Raw genomic sequence first — 18,666 nt, 5'->3', positions numbered from 1 at the left:
GGACCGGCGGCTGTGGCGGCCTTCGCGGTGTTCCGAAGGACCGGCGACTACGGCGGCCTTCGCGATGTGAAGATCTCGGAGTATAGAGATCGACGGGCGCACCGGGGAAGCCCGTGACAATGGCGGAAATGGGTTACCGCGAAATGTCAAGCGGGTTATCAGGAAATGTCAGCAGGCGAACGTATTCAGCGAACGATCTTGGGACCCGATCCCGTCGAGCCCCGCACGATGAGTTCCGGCTGGAAGATCAGCTCGGAGTGCTGGCCGGGCGCGCCCGCGACGGCCTCCAGGAGCGTGTGCACGGCGGCGGTGACCATCGGCTGCACGGGCTGGCGCACGGTGGTGAGCGGCGGGTCGGTGAACGCGATCAACGGCGAGTCGTCGAACCCCACCACCGACACCTCCCCCGGCACCGACAACCCCCGATCCCGGCAGGCCCTGATCGCACCCAACGCCATCAGGTCGGAGGCGCACACGATCCCCGTACACCCCCGCGCCAGCAACTGCGCCGCGGCCGCCTGCCCACCCTCCACCGAGAACAACGAATGCGAGATCCACTCGTCGACCTCCGTCACCCCCAGCAACTGCGCCATCGCCTGCCGGTACCCCTCGATCTTCCTGATCACCGGCACGAACCGGCCGGGGCCGACGGCCAGGCCGATGCGCTCGTGCCCGAGGTCGGCCAGATGCTGCACGGCCAGCCGGGCCGCGGCCCGGTCGTCCGGGGAGATGAACGGGGCGGGCACGTCGGCGGCGTGCCCGTTGAGCAGGACGATCGGCACGCCCTGCCCGATCAGCTGGGTGTAGCGGTCCGAGCGCGCGGTGATGTCGGCGTGCAGCCCGGAGACGAAGATGATGCCGCTCACCCCGCGCTCCACGAGAACCTCGGTGAACTCGTCCTCGACCGCCCCGCCGGGCAGCTGGGTGCAGAGCACCGGGGTGTAGCCGTGCTGGGTGAGCGTCTTCTCGAATGCCTGGGCGAAGGCGGGGAAGATCGGGTTGTCCAGCTCGGGGGTGACCAGGCCGATCAGCCCGTTGCTGCGCTGGCGCAGCCGCTGCGGGCGCTCGTACCCCATCAGGTCCAGAGCCGTCAGCACCGCCTGCCTGGTGAGGGCCGACACGCCCGGCTTGCCGTTGAGCACCCGGCTGACGGTGGCCTCGCTCACCCCGGCCTGCGCGGCGATGTCGGTCAGCCTCGCGGTGCCGCCGGTGCCGAGCTGCCCGGTGCTACTCGACATCGGGTTCCCACCAGACGGCGGAGTCGGGGGCGAGCCGCACCACGCCGTCCACGACGGCCGTATCCGCGCTGGCCAGCAGGATCCGCCCGGGGGCGGACAGTTCCACGGACTCGCCGGTGAGATTGAGCGTGCAGGCGAAGCCTTCGCCCCTGGCGAAGGCGAGGGTGCCCTCCGGGGAGTCGAGCCAGGTCAGCGGGGCGTCGTCGAAGGAGCGGCGCTCGCGTCTGATCCTCAGCGCATCCCGGTAGAGGTTCAGCGTGGAGAGCGGGTCGTCGAGCTGGGAGGCGACGCTGAGCGGCCCCCAGGAGGGCGGCATGGGCAGCCACGTCGCCTCGGCTCCGGGCAGGCTGAAGCCGAAGTGCGGCTCGTCGTCGGCCCACGGGAGCGGCACCCGGCAGCCGTCGCGCCCGTGGTCGGGGTTGCGCAGGCGCTGCGGGTCGCGCTGGAACTCCTCCGGTAGGTCGAGTACCTCGGGCAGCCCGAGTTCCTCGCCCTGGTAGACGTAGGCCGAGCCGGGCAGGGAGAGCGTCAGCAGGGCGGCGGCGCGGGATCGGCGCAGGCCGATCTCGCCGCCGCCGTACCTGGTGAGATGGCGTTTGACGTCGTGGTTGGAAAGCACCCAGGTGGAGGGCGCCCCGACCATTCCCGCCGTCGTGAGCGACTCCTGGATGACCGCGCGGAACGGGGCGGCCTCCCAGGGGGTGACGAGGAAGTGGAAGTTGAACGCCTGGTGCATCTCGTCGGGGCGGACGTAGTTGGCCAGCCGCTGCGAGGACGGCGCCCACGCCTCGGCGACGCCGATCCGCTCCCCCGGGTAGGAGTCGAGCAGTTTGCGCCAGGCGCGATGGATCTCGTGCACGCCGTCCTGGTCGAAGAACGGCACCACCTCGGTGCCGATCATCCCGACCTGGTCGGCGTGACCGACGTCGGGCAGGCCGTCGGCCTTGACCATGCCGTGGGCGACGTCGACACGGAAGCCGTCCACGCCCATGTCGAGCCAGAACCGCAGGATCGACTCGAACTCCGCGTGGACCTCGGGGTTCTCCCAGTTCAGGTCGGGCTGCTGCGGGGCGAACAGGTGGAGGTACCACTCGCCGTCGGGCAGCCGGGTCCACGCGGGGCCGCCGAAGATCGACTCCCAGTCGTTGGGCGGCAGCTCACCGCCGGCGCCCCTGCCCCGGCGGAAGATGTAGCGCTCGCGTGCGGGGTCTCCGGGGGGCGCCGCGAGGGCCTCCAGGAACCACGCGTGCCGGTCGGAGGTGTGGTTGGGCACCACGTCCACGATGACCCGCAGGCCGTGCCGGTGCGCGTCCTCGATCAGCGCCCCGGCGTCGGCGAGCGACCCGAAGATGGGGTCCACATCCCGGTAGTCGGCCACGTCGTAGCCGAAGTCGGCCATCGGCGAGGTGAAGAACGGGGTGAGCCAGATCGCGTCGACCCCGAGGTCGGCCAGGTACGGGAGCCTGCCGCGCACGCCGAGCAGGTCTCCCACACCGTCGCCGTTGCCGTCGGCGAAGCTGCGCACGTAGACCTGGTAGATCACCGCGTCGCGCCACCATCGGGTGACGGCCCCGGCAGTGAGGCCCGCCTGGACAAGCTCGGTCATATTAAATCCCCCGATCAGATGACGTACCAGGATGTAGTAGCACGGTGGTGTTACGACTTCGTGGCACCGGCGGTAAGCCCGGTGACCAGATGCCGCTGGACGAGCAGGAAGACGACCGCGGCCGGGACCGCGATCAGCACCGCCGCGGCCGTGAGCAGGCCCCAGTCCGACCAGTGCTGGCCGACGAACTGCTGGAGCCCGATGGCGAGCGTGCGCTTCTCCTCCTGCGACATGAACACGGTGGCGTAGGCCACCTCGCCCCAAGCGGTCATGAACGAGTAGAACGCGGTGACCGCGAGGCTCGGCCTGGCCAGGGGCAGGACGACCCGCCAGAACGTGCCGAACGGGGTGAGCCCGTCGACCAGCCCGGCCTGGTCGATCTCACGCGGGATGGAGTCGAAGTAGCTCTTCATCATCCACGCGCAGAACGGCACCGCCACCGTCATGTAGGCGATGACGAGTCCGGGGATCTGGTTGAGCAGCCCGAGGCCCGCCATCAGGTTGTAGAGGGGGACGATCAGGATCGCCACCGGGAACATCTGGATGACGAGCAGCATCCACATCACCCCGCGGTAGCCGGGGAAGCGGAAGCGGCTGACCGCGTACCCGGTCGTGGAGGCGAGGAAGACGCCGATGACCGTGGTGAGGCCGGCGACGATCACCGAGTTGAGCAGCCAGGTCGGGAACTGCGTCTCGGTCAGCACCCGGACGTAGTTGTCCAGCGAGGGCTGGTTGAAGATCTCCAGTTCGCTGGAGAGCCAGCCGTCGCGCGGCTTGAGCGAGGTGAGGAAGAGCCAGACGATCGGAAACAGCGAGACGGCGACCGCGGCGAGCAGGGTGGCGTGCAGCAGGATCGACTTGCCCACACCGCGTTCCCCGCGTCCCCTGACGCGCCCGCTCCCGGCCCCGGTGGTGACGGTGCTCACCAGACCTCCCCTTGCTTGCGCAGCGAGCGCCGGTAGACCACGGCCAGCACGACGAGGAGCAGAAGGATGATCACTCCCCATGCCGCGGAGTTGGAGTAGTTGCGGACGCCGGTGAAGGCCTCACGGAAGGCGTAGGTGACCAGGATCTCGGTGGAGCTTCCCGGCCCTCCCCCGCTGATCAGATAGATCACCGGGAACATGTTGAACGTCCAGATCGTGCCCAGAAGGACAACCGTGCTCGACACGGTACGCAGGCTGGGAATCGTAATGAAGCGGAAGCGCTGCCACGGCGTGGCGCCGTCCACCTCGGCCGCCTCGTACAGCTCACCGGGGATCGACTGGAGCCCGCCCAGCACGGCGACCATCATGAACGGCACGCCCATCCAGACGTTGACCGCGATGACCGCGATCTTCGCGGTGGTCGGGTCGTCGAGCCAGCCGACCCCTCCCAGGCCCGCGGCCCGCAGCATCGCGTTGATCACACCGAAGTCGCTGTTGTAGAGGTAGCGCCAGATGAACGCCGAGACGAAACCCGGGATCGCCCACGGCAGGATGAGCAGCAGCCGGTAGGCCGAGCGGAACCTGATCTTGCGGTTGAGCAGCAGGGCGAGGCCGAGTCCGAGCCCGTAGTGGAATCCCACGCAGGTGACGGTCCACACGACCGTCCAGGTCAGCTTCTCCCAGAACAGCCCGCTGGTCAGGATCGCGACGTAGTTGTCGAACCAGACGAACTCGTAGGTCGAGGGGATGACGTTGACGCCGATCGTCCGGCCGATGTTGGCCTCGGTGGCGTCGGTCAGCGACAGGTAGACGCCCCTGGCGAGCGGCCAGCCGACCAGCAGGGCGGTGACCAGGATCACCGGGGCGACCATGGCCCAGGCGTACCAGTGCCTGCCCAGCGCCAGCCGGAGGGCCCCCGGGGGGCGGCCCCGGCCGCGGGTGCCGTCGGCACCCGCGGCCCGGCCCCTGGCCGTGTTGTTCACACGCCCAGTCGAGAGCGCCACGGATCAGCTCCAGTCCTTGAAGATGCCTCGGTACTGGTCGTCGACCTTCTTGAGCATGTCCTCGGGGGTCGCCGTGCCGCCCACCAGCGACTGGTAGCCCTCAAGGAGCGGCTGGAAGAGCTGGCCGCCCTCGGGGATCCACGGTCGCGCGGTCGCGGTCTCCATGATGGGCTTGAAGACGGAGACGTCCTTGTTGGCCTGCACGTCGGGGTTGTCGTACGCGGAGGCGCGGGTCGGCAGGAGGCTGATCTCCTTGGCGACCTTGGCCTGGGCCTCGGGGGTGCTCATGAAGCGGACGAACTCATAAGAGGCGTCCAGGTTCTTGGAGCCGGCGTAGATGGCCAGGTTCCAGCCGCCGGTGGGGGCCCCGGCCTTGACCGAGCCCGCGGGGACGGGCGCGATGCCCAGGTTCTCCTTGTCCTTGAACTCCTTGCCCTGGTAGATCTCCGACAGCGCCCACGGGCCGTTGTAGATCATCGCGGCCTTGCCGTCCTTGAGGGCGGTCATGGCGTTGGCGTAGCTGTCCTGGATCGCGGGCTTGGGCGCGGCACCGGAGGTGATCAGGTCGGAGACGGTCGCCATCGCCTTCGCGTTCTCCGGGGAGTTGACGGTGATCTTCTTGTTCTGCACGTCGAGGAGGTCACCGCCCTCGCCGTACATGAAGGGCAGCAGGAAGTAGGAGTCGACGTTGAGCGCGAGGCCGCTGGCGCCGGTCTTCTTCTTGACGTCGAGCGCGGTCTGCTTGAGCTCCTCGACCGTGGTGGGGGCCTCCTCGTGCCCCGCCTCCTTCAGCAGCCGCTTGTTGTAGATGAGCGCGAGGGTGTCGGTGACCTGCGGGACGGCGTACGTCTTGCCGTCGTACTTGGTGCTGCTCAGCGGTCCCGGCAGGAAGTCCGCCTCGTTCTCCACCGCGCGGGTGCCCTCCAGCGGCTGCAGGTAGCCGAGTGAGGCGAACTGGGAGGTCCAGGCGACCTCGGAGCGGATCACGTCCGGTGCCCCCGCACCCGCCTGCGCCGCGGTCTGGAACTGGTTCTGCGCCTGGTCCGAGGGGACGTTGACGTACTTGACCTTGATGCCCGGGTATTTCGCCTGGAAGTCCTGGATGAGCGCCTGGAACGTCGGGCCCTCGCTGTCGGGCCTGACGGTGTCCCACCAGGTGATCTCACCGGTGATCTTCGACGGATCCGCCGCCGCGGACTGGGCGGGGGCCGCCGTGCCGGCGTCACCGCCACCGCAGGCGGAGACCGCCAGGGCGAGGGCCGCGACGATCGTCGCGGCCGAGAAGGCTCGCCGCATGTTCTTCTCCTCGTGTTCAAGGGGGCGGCCGGGACCGAAGAGCCGTCCGGCCGGGTCTGGAGTACGCCGGACGTTACGCCTACGTGAATCCCATTGGAAGAAGTTTCTGCAAGAGGCTGCAAAGTCGTTACAAAGCCACCCCAATTCCAAGGAGTCGGACCATCCTCCAACGGGATTGCAAGTGGCTATATCAACCACTTAAGGGCAATAAATCCCTTTTCATGCGTTTTGGCCCCTCGACCAAACCTCTTCCGGACGTCCGCGAATTGCCGGGATTCAGAAATTTGCCGCAAGGGATTGCACAGATCACCACTAGTGAGTAACTTCCGGGCAATACCCTCGAAACAACTCCCGTGGAGGCCCCCCGTGGTCTGGCCGCTCCCCCCACGGCGCGCGAGAACGACCCTTCTGACGGGCGCCGCGCTCGCGGCAGCCCTGATCGCCACCCCTCTCGTCGCCACCCCGCCCTCCGCCGCCGCGTCCACCTCCCCCGCGTCCGCGCCCCGCACCGCACCGGTCTCCGCAGCGCCGTCCACGGTGCCCTCCGGCGATCCCGTGGTGTCCGCGCTCAGCCGCACCGCCGAGCCCTCCGACAGGGACCTCGCCCGCGACGCGCTCCGCACCGACCTGAGCCGCGAGCGCTTCTACTTCGCGATGACCGACCGGTTCGCCAACGGCGACACCCGCAACGACCGGGGCGGTCTGTCCGGCGACCGGCTCACCACCGGCTTCGACCCCACGCACAAGGGCTTCTACCAGGGCGGCGACCTCAAGGGCCTGCTCGGCAGGCTCGACTACGTCAAGAACCTGGGCAGCACCGCGATCTGGATCACCCCGGCGTTCGTGAACCGTCCCGTGCAGGGCTCCGGCGCCGACGTCTCGGCCGGCTACCACGGCTACTGGATCACCGACTTCACCAGGATCGACCCGCACCTCGGGACCAACTCCCAGATGAAGGAGCTGGTGCGCGAGGCACACCGGCGCGGGATGAAGGTCTTCTTCGACATCATCACCAACCACACGGCCGACGTGGTCGACTACGCGGAGAAGACCTACTCGTATCGCGCCAAGGGCGCCTACCCCTACGTCGACACCCGCGGCACACCGTTCGACGACCGCGATCACGCGGGCAAGGACACCTTCCCCAAGGTGGACACCGGATCGTTCCCGTACACGCCGGTCGCGCCGAAGAACGTCAAGACCCCGGCCTGGCTGAACGACCCGACGATGTACCACAACCGGGGCGACTCCACCTTCAGCGGCGGCGAGAACGACGAGTACGGCGACTTCTTCGGCCTCGACGACCTGTGGACCGAGCGCCCGGAGGTCGTCAAAGGGATGATCGACATCTACAGGACGTGGGTGCGCGACACCGGCCTCGACGGCTTCCGCATCGACACCGCCAAGCACGTGAACATGGAGTTCTGGGAGAGGTTCTCCCCCGCTCTGCGCGGCTACGCGGCCCAGCGGGGCAACAAGCGGTTCTTCATGTTCGGCGAGGTCTACTCGGGCGAGCCCTCCTTCACCAGCCGCTACTCCACCCGGGGCGGCATGAACGCCACCCTGGACTTCCCGTTCCAGGAGGCCGCCCGCTCCTTCAGCGGCGGCACGGCGGACGCGTCCAGGCTGGCACGGCTGTACGCCGAAGACGACTACCACACCGACGCCGACGGTAACGCCTCGTCGCTGCCGACCTTCCTCGGCAACCACGACATGGGCCGCATCGGCCGCTTCGTCTCCCAGGACAACCCCGGCGCCCCCGACTCCGAGCTGCTGCGCAGGTCGCTGCTCGCCCACGAGCTGATGTATCTCACCCGCGGCCAGCCCGTTGTCTACTACGGCGACGAGCAGGGTTTCACCGGCAAGGGCGGCGACCAGGACGCCCGCGCGTCCATGTTCGCCTCCAGGACGGAGAGCTACCTGAGCGACGACCTGATCGGCACCGACTCCACCCACGCCAGGGACAACTTCGTCCCCTCCCACCCGCTCTACCGGGGGATCTCCGCCCTGGCCTCGCTGCGCGACGCCCACCCGGCCCTCGCCGACGGCGCCCAGATCGAGCGGCTCGTCTCCGGCGGCGTCTACGCCTTCTCCAGGATCGACGCCGCGCGGCAGGTCGAGTATCTGGTGGCGGTCAACAACGATGAGCGGCCCGCGACCGTGAGCGCGCCCACCTTCTCGGCGGGCGCGGCCTTCACCAGGGTGTACGGCGAGGGTGCCGCCACGCTCACCACCGGCGCGGACACGAAGCTGGCGCTCAGCGTCCCCGCCCTGTCGGCGGTGGTCTACAAGGCGCCCGCCAAGCTCGCCGCCCCGGCCTCGGCCCCCGCCGTCTCGGTCGCCCTGCCGGGGGCGGAGATCAGGGGCACCGCACAGGACGGCCGGATCCCGGTCGTCGCGATCGTGCCCGGCACCGGCTTCGACCAGGTCACCTTCGCCGCCCAAGTGGGCGAGGGCCCCTGGCGGGCGATCGGCACCGACGACGCGCCGAACACCACCCCCTCGGGCCGTGCGTTCCGGGTCTTCCACGACCTGCGCGGCATCGCGGCGGGCACACCGATCTCGTACAAGGCCGTGGTGAAGGACTCCGCGGGCCGGTTCGCCTCGGCGAGCGCGGCGGCGACCGTCGGCGCCGAACCCGCCCCCGAGGAGCCGGGCGCGGTGAAACGCGACTGGCTCGTCGTGCACTACCAGCGGGAGAACGCCGGCGACTACGACGGCTGGGGCCTGCACGTCTGGGGTGACGTGGAGAACCCGACGGAGTGGGCGACCCCGCTCCCGCTGACCGGCGAGGACGCCTACGGCCGCTTCGCCTGGATCAGGCTCAAGCCGGGTGCCACCAGCGTCGGGATCATCGCCCACAGGGGCGACGAGAAGGACGGCGGCGACCGGATCGTGAACCCCGCCAGGAACGGCGAGGTCTGGCTGGCGAAGGGGAAACCGGAGACGTACCCGTCCCGCGCGGCGGCCCAGGGGTACGCGACCGTCCACTACAACCGCCCCGACGGCGACTACGAGGGCTGGGGGCTGCACCTGTGGGGCGACGGGCTCGCCGACGGGGTGCCCACCGACTGGGCCGCGCCGCGCCCGCCCGACGGCACGGACTCCTACGGCGCGTTCTGGAAGGTACCGCTGAAGGACGCCTCCACCCCGGCGAACTTCATCGTGCACAGGGGCGACACCAAGGACCCCGGGCCCGACCAGTCGTTCACCCCCGCCCTGCGGCCCGACGCCTACGTCGCCTCGGGCGTGGCGAAGGTCCACCAGAGCCGGGCCGCGGCCGAGAACGTCGCGATCCTGCATTACCACCGGCCCGACGGGAACTACGACGGCTGGGGACTTCACCTGTGGGGTGACGTGGCGACTCCCACCGAGTGGGGCGCGCCGCTGCTGCCCGCGGGCGAGGACGGGTTCGGCGTTCACTTCCGCGTCCCTTTGACCGAGGGGGCCAAGACCGTGAACTACATCGTCCACAAGGGTGACAACAAGGACCTGCCCGACAACCAGTCGCTGGACCTGACGGCGACCGGCCACGAGGTGTGGCGGGTCGCCGCCACCGAGGGCCACCTGCTGCCCCAGCCCTCGGCGCGCGGCGCCGACGCCGACCTGTCGAAGTCGTCGGCGCACTGGATCGACCGCGCCACCGTCGCCTGGAAGATCGACCCCTCCACCGCCGGCCGCTACTCCCTCGCCTTCTCCGCCAAGGGCGGCATCGCCTACTCGGGTGGCGACCTCACCGGTGAGGTCAGGCTGATTCGCCTCGCGCCCGGTGCGCTGACCGAGGCGCAGAAGGCGAAGTGGCCGCACCTGGCGGGGCACGCCGCGTTCACCGTCGACCCGCGCGACGCCGACCTGGTGAGGGAGGCCACCCGCGGCCAGGTCGTGGCCGTCGAGCGCGACGCCTCCGGCGCCCTGCTCGCCGCCACCGGCGTGCAGCTGCCCGGTGTGCTCGACGACCTGTACGCCAAGGCGGCGACCGCCGGCCTCGGCCCCTCGTGGAGCGGCGGCAGGCCCGGCCTGTCGGTCTGGGCCCCCACCGCGGTCAAGGTCGAGCTCGCGCTCTACCGCGACTCCTCGGGCGGCAAACGCACCGTCCACCCCATGCGCCGCGACGACGGCACCGGCGTCTGGTCGGTGCGGGGAGAGCGGGACTGGAAGGACCGCTACTACACCTTCCTGGTGACGGTCTACGCACCCGGCGAGGGCACGGCGGGGAAGGTCGTCGTCAACGAGGTGACCGACCCCTACAGCCTGTCGCTGTCGGCGGGCTCGGGCCGCAGCCAGCTCGCCGACCTGTCCGACGGCGCCCTGCGACCCGACGGCTGGACCTCCCTGGCCAAGCCCAGGGCCGTCCCCCAGGAGAAAGCGTCGATCTACGAGCTGCACGTGCGCGACTTCTCCGCCTCCGACACGACCGTCCCCGCGGCGAGGCGCGGCACGTACGCCGCGTTCACCGGCGACTCGGCGGGGATGAGGGAGCTGCGCGGGCTGGCCGAGGACGGGCTCACCCACGTGCACCTACTGCCCGTCTTCGACATGGCGACCGTCCCCGACAGGAAGGCCGACCGGACGGAACCGGCCTGCGACCTGGCCTCGATGCCCCCCGACTCCGAGGAGCAGCAGGCCTGCGTCGCCGGAACAGCGGCGAAGGACTCGTTCAACTGGGGTTACGACCCGCTGCACTACACCGTGCCCGAGGGCTCCTACGCCTCCGAACCGGACGGGTCGCCGCGGATCAGGGAGTTCCGCGGCATGGTCGGCGGGCTGAACAGGGCCGGGCTGCGGGTGGTGATGGACGTGGTCTACAACCACACCCACGCCTCGGGCCAGGACACCTCCTCGGTGCTCGACCGCATCGTGCCGGGCTACTACCACCGGCTGCTCGACGACGGCACGGTGGCCACCTCCACCTGCTGCGCCAACACCGCGCCCGAGCACGCCATGATGGGCAGGCTCGTCGTCGACTCCGTCGTCACCTGGGCCCGCGAGTACAAGGTGGACGGCTTCAGGTTCGACCTGATGGGCCACCACCCCAAGGCGAACCTGGTAGCGGTCCGCGCGGCGCTGGACAGGCTCACCGTCGCCCGCGACGGCGTCGACGGAAAGTCGATCATCCTGTACGGGGAGGGCTGGAACTTCGGCGAGGTCGCCGACGACGCCCGTTTCGAACAGGCCACCCAGGCGAACATGGCCGGCACCGGCATCGGCACCTTCAACGACCGGCTGCGCGACGCGGTGCGCGGCGGCGGCCCGTTCGACGCCGACCCCCGCGTGCAGGGCTTCGGCTCGGGGCTGGCCGGGGCGCCCAACGACTCACCGGCCAACGGCGACGAGGCGCAGCGGCGGGCCCGGCTGCTGAACTACCAGGATCTGATCAAGGTCGGGCTCGCCGGCAACCTCCGCGACTACACATTCACCGCCACCGACGGCAGGCGGGTCAAGGGCTCGGAGGTGAGCTACAACGGCTCCCCCGCCGGGTACACCGCCTCACCGGGCGAGGTCGTCACCTATGTCGACGCCCACGACAACGAGACGTTGTTCGACGCGCTGGCGTACAAGCTGCCACCGGCGACCGCGATGGCCGACCGGGTGCGCATGCAGTCGCTCTCCCTGGCCACGGCCGTCCTCGGGCAGGGCACCTCGTTCATGCACGCGGGCAGCGAGCGGCTCCGTTCCAAGTCACTCGACCGTAACTCCTACGACTCCGGCGACTGGTTCAACCGGCTGCTGTGGGACTGCTCGGCGGGCAACGGTTTCGGCGCCGGGCTTCCCCCGAAGCCCGACAACGAGGACAAGTGGCAGTACGCCAGGCCGCTGCTGGGCGACCCGGCGCTGAAGCCGGACTGCGCGGCGATCGGCGCCGCCCGCGCCCGCTACGGCGAGCTGCTGAGGATCCGCTCCTCCTCGCCGGTCTTCGGCCTCGCCACCCTGGCCGAGGTGCAAAGGCGCCTCACCTTCCCGACCGGCGGCACCTCGGAGACCCCGGGTGTCGTGACCATGCACCTGGACGCCACGGGGATCGACCCGCGCTGGAAGTCGGTCACCGTCGTCTTCAACGCGACCCCCGAGGCCCGGCCGCAGACCGTCGCCGCGCTGAAGGGCACCCAGGTGACGCTCCATCCCGTCCAGACGGCCGGCGACGACGCCGTCGTGAAGCAGTCGACGTTCGACACCGCCACGGGCACGCTCACGGTCCCCGCTCGCACGGTCGCCGTCTTCGTCCAATCCTGACAAACAGCACAGAACTCCCCTCGGGGAGTTCGCGCACAGCCCCGCAGAGCCCGTAAAAGCCGCCGGGCCGGGTGTTGCAGCACCCGGCCCGGCCAGGGAACCCGTCCATCGATCCTGGAGGCCCCACCCGTGAAACCCTACAGAGTCGTCCTCGCCACGGCGTTGAGCGCCCTGGTGAGCGCCGCCGTGCTGGTGCCCGGCGCGCTCCCCGCCCAGGCGGCGCCGCCCACCCCCGGTCCGATCGTCAAGCTGTGGAACTGGAACTGGAACTCCGTCGCCAGGGAGTGCACCGACGTCCTCGGCCCCGCCGGGTACGCCGCCGTGCAGGTCTCCCCGCCGAACGACTCGATGTCCAAGGGCGGGTCGGTCTGGTGGGACATCTACCAGCCCGCCCGCTACACCCTCACCAGCAAGTTCGGCGACGAGAACGCGTTCAAGAACATGATCAACGCCTGCCACGCGGCGGGCGTCAAGGTCCACACCGACGCCGTCATCAACCACATGACCGGCCAGGGCAGCGCCAGCTACGGCGGCTACACCTTCGGCAAGTACAACTACCCCGGCCTCTACTCCGCCGCCGACTTCCACTCCCCCACCTGCACGATCAACGGCTCCGACTACGTCAGCGACGGCTGGCGGGTGCAGAACTGCGAACTGGTCGGCCTGGCCGACCTCAACACCGGCTCCGAGTACGTCCGCAACCAGATCGCCGGCTACCTCAACAGGCTCACCTCCCTCGGCGTGGACGGCTTCCGCGTCGACGCCGCCAAGCACATCAACCCCGGCGACCTGGCCGCGATCAAGGGCAAGCTGACCGGCTCGCCGTACATCCACCAGGAGGTCATCCAGGGCGACGGCGAGGCGATCAGCCCGAGCCAGTACACCGGGATCGGCGACGTGCACGAGTTCGTGTACGGGCGCAAGCTCAAGGAGCAGTTCGGCGGCGGCCAGATCAAGAACCTGCAGTCCTTCGGGCAGAGCTGGGGCCTGTCGGTGCCCGGCGACAAGGCCGTGGTCTTCATCGACAACCACGACACCGAACGCAACGGCTCGACCATGAACTACAAGTACGGCGACGCCTACCGGCTGGCCAACGTCTTCATGCTCGCCTGGCCGTACGGCACGCCGAGGGTCTACTCCGGGTTCACCTGGAGCGACGGCGAGGCCGGCCCGCCCTCGGCGGGCGGCGGCTTCGCCGTCGACGCCGACTGCGGCAACGGCCGGTGGACCTGCTTCCACCGCCAGATGAACGGCATGGTCGGCTTCAACCGCGCCGTCCAGGGCACCACGGTCGGCAACTGGTACGACAACGGCAACAACGTGATCGCCTTCAGCCGGGGCGCGAAGGGCTGGGTCGCGATCAACAACGAGGGCGGGAGCGTCACCCGCGCCTTCTCCACCGGCCTGCCCGCCGGGACCTACGCCAACGTCGCCGGAGGCGGCTCGGTCACCGTCGGATCCAACGGCACGGCCTCGGTCACCGTCCCCGCGAGGGGCGCGGTCGCGATCCACACCGGCGCCTCGGGCCCCGGCCCCAGCCCGACGCCGACGGTCACCCCCGGCCAGGTCGCCACCTCGTTCAACGCGACCGTGACCACGAACTGGGGCCAGAACGTCTTCGTCGTCGGCAACGTCGCCGCGTTGGGCTCCTGGAACCCGGCGAACGCCGTCGCCCTGTCGTCTGCCGCGTACCCGGTCTGGAGAGCCACGGTGAACCTGCCGCCCGGCACGACGGTCCAGTACAAGTACGTCAAGAAGAACCCCGACGGCTCGGTGACCTGGGAGAGCGACCCCGACCGCTCCTTCACCACCTCCTCCGGCGGCACCGCCACCCGCACCGACTCCTGGCGCTGACCTCTCTCCCCCCGGCACCGGCCCCGGCCGGTGCCGGCTCAGCGCCGGAACTACGGGCGCGCCCGCTCCACCAAAACGGCGAACCCGTCGAGATGGCGCGAGGCCGTACTCGAACAACCCGTCCACGTCCGGCACATTCTCCCCGGTGACCTGGAGACCGGTCAGCCCAGGCGCCAGACGCGGACGGTGTCGTCGCCGCCCCCGGTGACCGCGACGGGGCGCCCGTCGAGCTCGGCCACCGCGGCGGCGAACACGTTGTGGTCGTGGGCCTTGAACGGCCGTCCCGCCCGCTTCCCGGTGTCGAGGTCGTGGACCTGCGCGGTGGAGTCGTTGCTGCCGGAGACGACGACGGTGAGCGACCCCACCCGGCCGACCGCGAGGGAGTAGATCCACCCGCTGTGGCTCCGGATGGGCGGGCGTGCCTCACCGGCGCCGGCGGCGTCGTCGATGTGGATGTCCTGCGCGCCGCCGGCGGACAACACCACGAGCCTGCCGTCCAGCTCGGCCGTGGTGACGGCGGTGACCTGGGCCCGCTGGGTGAGGATCGTCTCGCCGGACCCCGAACGAAGCGGCCAGCGGCGCACCGTGCCGTCGCCGCCGCCGGTGAACACGACGGGCTCGCCGTCGAGGGTGGCCGTGGCGAGGCCGAACACGGCGCCCTCGGAGGCGCGACGGGCCTTGCCGATCGCGGCGCCCGTCCTCAGGTCCCACACGCGCAGGCTTCCGTCGCGGCCTCCGGTCACCACGACGGGCTCGCCGTCGAGGGTGGCGAGGGCGAGGGAGAAGACGGGCACGGCGGCGTCGAAGGGCTTGCCGACCGGCTTGCGGGTGGCGAGGTCCCAGCGGCGTACGGTGCCGTCGTCGCCGCCCGACACCGCGATCGTCCTGCCGTCCAGCTCGGTGACCGCGACGGAGCGCACCCAGTTGGTGTGCCCGGTGAGGGTGGCCAGCGGCTTGCGGGTCGCGAGATCCCACAGGCGGACGGTGCGGTCGTTGGCACCGGAGACGATCACGGACCTGCCGCCGACCTGGGCGATCGCCACCGACTGCAGGTCGTCGCGATGGCCGCGCAGCGGGCCGCCGACCGGTGCGCTCTTCCAGTTCCCGGTGACCGAGGTGGGGGTGGCGGCGGGGGACGGCGATCCACTGGGAGAGGGTGAAGCGCTGGGAGACGGTGAGGCGCTGGGCTGAGTGGACTCGCCGGGTGAGGGGGAACCGCCGGTGACCGACGGGGAGCCGGTCATCGCGACGGGAGTGGGGTCCGCGCCCTCCTCCCCGGTCCCGGCCAGCAGTGGCGGGAGCACGAAGACTCCCGCGGAGACCGCGACGGCGCAGACGGCGACGGCGGCCCCGATCCGCCACGGACGCGATCGTCCTGACCCGCCCGGCGCGGCCGTGCCGACGGCCCCTTCCCACGGGCCACCGGGAGAGGTGGAGACCCCGTGGCCCTCCTGGTGCCACTGTCCAGGCTCGGTGCTCGAACCCGTCGGTGACCACCCGGCGGACGGCGGCCGCGGAGGTACCGCGCCCGGCTCGAACGGCGACGACGGCTGGGACGGCGACCGCTGGTGATCGGCCTCCCACCCGGATGACGGTTGCGGTTGCGGTTGCGACGAAGGCGACCGGTCATGGAGCGGTGACTGCGGAGACGGCGGCTGTGAAGACTGTGGCTGAGAAGACTCTGGCTGCGAAGAGGGCGTGGGCTGCTCGGTCTGCGACGGCCACTGGGACGACGAGGACTGGACCCGAGCCGATTGACCGGTCTGCGGCGATTCCGAGGGCGGCATGGCGGCGCCGGCCGAAGGCTGGCGGATCAGCCGGAACAGCAGGTCGGAGGCGACCGGCCGATCGGCGGGCTCCTTGGCCAGGCAGGCGCGCAGCAACGGGCGCAACCCCTCGGGCACCCCCGACAGGTCGGGCTCGGTGGTGAGGATGCGGTGAAGCACCGCAGGGATGGTGTCCCGGCCGAACGCGGGGCTGCCGGTGGCCGCGAACACCATCGTCACGGCCCAGCTGAACACGTCCGAGGGGGCGGCGGCGGGCTGGCCGTGGATCTGCTCGGGCGACATGTACGTCGGGGTCCCGACGGCACCGCTGGTCTGGGCGAGCCCGGCGTCGAGTTCCTTGGAGATGCCGAAGTCGATCACGCGCGGGCCGTCGAAGCCGAGGAGCACGTTGGCCGGTTTGAAGTCGCGGTGCGCGATCCCCGCCTGGTGGATGGCGACGAGCGCGGTGGCCGTGCTGATCGCGATGCGCTGCAGGGCGGCGCCGTCGCGCGGCCCCTCCCTCTCGACGGCCTGCTGCAGCGAAGGCCCGTCGATGAACTCGCTCACCACGTAGAGGTGGTCGCCGCTCTCCCCCGCGTCGAGCACTCGGGCGGTGCAGAACTCGGCGATCTGCCGGGCGACGGCGATCTCCCGCTCGAAGCGCGTCCTCGCGACCTGGTCGGCGGCGAACCTGGGGTGCAGCACCTTGACCGCGACACGCTCGCCGGCCGGATCACGGCCGAGGTAGACCGTTCCCTGTCCGCCCTCGCCGAGCCTCGCCTCGATCACGTACGGCCCGAAGGCGGTGGGGTCGCCGGATCTGAGCTCCGTACCGGCCATCGTGCTCCTCCCCGCCGCGAGCCCGCCCGAGTGGTCCGGCGGCCACGCCCTGCCGCACGCGCCGGGTTCCGGGCAGTCTGGTCCCGGAAAAGAGCATGCCAGTATCAGCAAATTTGACCAAATGCCTGCCGGCTATCAGTCGAGAAGGTTGGCGTGCAGGGCGCGCAGCACCGCGTTGGTCCGGTCGCGCGCCCCGAGTTTGAGCAGCATGGTCGAGACGTGGTTCTTCACCGTGCCCTCGGCCAGGAAGAGAGCCTGGGCGATCTCGCGGTTGCTGTAGCCCTCCGCGACGAGCCGCAGCACCTCCACCTCTCGTTCGGTGAGCCGCTGGATCGCGGGCAGGTCGTCGTCATCCGCCGGTCGGCGGCGGTGCACCGCGCGCAGCAGCCGGTCGGTGATCGACGGCGAGATCAGCGTCCCTCCGTCGGCCAGGACGCGGATGGCCCGGGTCAGCCGTTCGAGCGTCACGTCCTTCAGCAGGTAGCCGCACGCCCCCGCCCGCATCGCGTCCAGTACCAGGGTGTCGTTGTCGAACGTGGTCAGCACGAGCACCGGCGGTGAGCCGTCCGCACGCTCCCGCAACGCCCTGAGCACCCAGATGCCGTCGTGGCGGGGCATGCGCAGGTCGAGCAGGACGACGTCGGGGGCGTGCTCCTCGATCGCCGCCAGCGCGGCCATGCCGTCGTCGGCCTCCCCCACCACCTCGATGTCGTCGGTCAGGCCGAGCAGGCTACGGATGCCCTGCCGAACCAGGGTCTGGTCGTCGACCACGATCACCCTGATCATCGCGCGGGCACCGTGGCGGTGACACGGAAACCGTCGCTGCCGTCGAGCCGCACGTCTCCGCCGATCGCCTCGATCCGCTCGCTCAGGCCGCGCAGCCCGTTGCCCGGCCGCAACTCGGGGCTGCCGCGCCCGTCGTCGACGGAGGTGAACCTCACGTCCCGCTCCGGTGTGCTCTCGATCCGGATGCGCAACGAGGTCGCGTCCGCGTGCCGGATGGTGTTGGTGACGATCTCCTGGACGACACGGATGAGCGCCAGGGTCACCTCCTCGGTGGGGCACACGTCGTCGTCGATCCACACGCCGATGTCGAGGCCGGGAATGTCGCGTACCACGGCGGCGAGGGCCTCACGCAGATCGGGCGCGTCGGTGCGCAGCTGTCCGACGGTCGCGCGCACGTCGCGAAGCAGGTCCCGCGCCACCCGGTCGGCACGCTCGATGTGCACGCGCGCGCCCGGCCCTTCGCGGTGCCGGGCGACCTCCAGCTCCAGGGTGAGCGCGGTGAGCTGGTGCCCCATCAGGTCGTGCAGCTCCCTGGCGATGCGCAGGCGTTCGTGAGCGCGTGCGGTGTCGGCCAGAATCACACTCGCCGCCCGCAGATCCAGATGCGCCTCGCCCAGCTCGCGGCGCATCCGCTGCTCCCTGATGGTCACCAGCACGCTCAGCAGCGTCGCGATCTGGATCAGCAGGTACAGCAGCGCGCTGAGGGCGATCTCGGCGAAGGTGGAACCGGTGAGGCCCACGGTCACGGCGATCACGACGACGTTGAGCACGATCACCACCGGGCCCACCCACGGCGGCGCGACGTACGCGCTCAGGGCGGCGGTGAAGACCAGCAGGATCGGCAGCCACCCGGCGCCGGGCGCCGTCAGGATCGTGAGCCATCCCAGCACGACGGCCGCGCCGTAACAGACCCACGCCTGCCTCGGCCGGCATTCCTCCCAGAGGGCGGCGATCAGCGCGGTGACCAGCAACGCCACGAAGAGCGCGCCCCACACCGGCCGGGGCACCTGCGTCTCGGCCACGCCGAGCAATATCGGGGTGCCCACCGCGAGGCACACCAGCAGTGCCGCCAGCCCCGCCCACACGTCCGGCTCGATTCGCCGCATGCCATTCACCCTA

Annotated in this window: 10 protein-coding genes; 2 read left to right on the top strand and 8 right to left on the bottom strand. The window is 70.5% G+C overall.

Translation table 11 applies throughout. From position 1 onward, the window contains the following. Positions 1-185: 185 nt before the first annotated feature. The 5 genes from ABZ664_RS09880 to ABZ664_RS09860 are packed head-to-tail and all read right to left on the bottom strand — an operon-like array spanning position 186 to position 6,070. On the bottom strand, positions 186-1,238 hold the full coding sequence (locus tag ABZ664_RS09880) for a LacI family DNA-binding transcriptional regulator (RefSeq protein WP_362505794.1): 1,053 nt from the start codon (positions 1,236-1,238) through the stop codon (positions 186-188). Next, on the bottom strand, positions 1,228-2,844 hold the full coding sequence (locus tag ABZ664_RS09875) for a glycoside hydrolase family 13 protein (protein WP_362505791.1): 1,617 nt from the start codon (positions 2,842-2,844) through the stop codon (positions 1,228-1,230). Before ABZ664_RS09875 ends, ABZ664_RS09880 begins: the two co-directional genes overlap by 11 nt. Before the next feature lie 50 nt (positions 2,845-2,894). Further along, positions 2,895-3,770 (bottom strand): sugar ABC transporter permease, encoded by an 876-nt coding sequence (locus ABZ664_RS09870; protein WP_362505788.1) that lies wholly within the window; start codon positions 3,768-3,770, stop codon positions 2,895-2,897. Beyond that, complete coding sequence (locus tag ABZ664_RS09865; RefSeq protein WP_362505785.1) at positions 3,767-4,753, bottom strand: sugar ABC transporter permease; 987 nt, start codon at positions 4,751-4,753, stop codon at positions 3,767-3,769. Before ABZ664_RS09865 ends, ABZ664_RS09870 begins: the two co-directional genes overlap by 4 nt. Before the next feature lie 24 nt (positions 4,754-4,777). Beyond that, the gene (locus ABZ664_RS09860) at positions 4,778-6,070 is read right to left on the bottom strand and encodes an extracellular solute-binding protein (RefSeq protein ID WP_362505782.1); all 1,293 of its coding nucleotides are present in this window, start codon (positions 6,068-6,070) and stop codon (positions 4,778-4,780) included. 366 nt (positions 6,071-6,436) lie between these two features. Between ABZ664_RS09860 and pulA the strand changes: the two genes are divergently transcribed. Next, entirely contained in the window at positions 6,437-12,301 is a 5,865-nt protein-coding gene (pulA, locus tag ABZ664_RS09855) for a pullulanase-type alpha-1,6-glucosidase (protein WP_362505779.1), read from the top strand. A 129-nt stretch (positions 12,302-12,430) separates the two neighbouring features. Further along, complete coding sequence (locus ABZ664_RS09850) at positions 12,431-14,155, top strand: carbohydrate-binding module family 20 domain-containing protein (RefSeq protein ID WP_362505776.1); 1,725 nt, start codon at positions 12,431-12,433, stop codon at positions 14,153-14,155. A 161-nt stretch (positions 14,156-14,316) separates the two neighbouring features. On the opposite strand, the gene ABZ664_RS09845 is transcribed toward ABZ664_RS09850, so the two are convergent. The 3 genes from ABZ664_RS09845 to ABZ664_RS09835 all read right to left on the bottom strand — a co-directional run bounded on the left by ABZ664_RS09845 (position 14,317) and on the right by ABZ664_RS09835 (position 18,653). Further along, entirely contained in the window at positions 14,317-16,761 is a 2,445-nt protein-coding gene (locus ABZ664_RS09845; RefSeq protein ID WP_362505773.1) for a serine/threonine-protein kinase, read from the bottom strand. A 135-nt stretch (positions 16,762-16,896) separates the two neighbouring features. Next, complete coding sequence (locus ABZ664_RS09840) at positions 16,897-17,547, bottom strand: response regulator transcription factor (RefSeq protein ID WP_362505770.1); 651 nt, start codon at positions 17,545-17,547, stop codon at positions 16,897-16,899. Beyond that, complete coding sequence (locus tag ABZ664_RS09835; protein ID WP_362505767.1) at positions 17,544-18,653, bottom strand: histidine kinase; 1,110 nt, start codon at positions 18,651-18,653, stop codon at positions 17,544-17,546. Before ABZ664_RS09835 ends, ABZ664_RS09840 begins: the two co-directional genes overlap by 4 nt. Positions 18,654-18,666: the final 13 nt, after the last annotated feature.

The sequence above is a fragment of the Streptosporangium sp. NPDC006930 genome (assembly GCF_040635605.1).
In the GTDB taxonomy this organism is placed as follows: domain Bacteria; phylum Actinomycetota; class Actinomycetes; order Streptosporangiales; family Streptosporangiaceae; genus Streptosporangium.
This window is presented reverse-complemented; position numbering and strand designations above follow the sequence as displayed.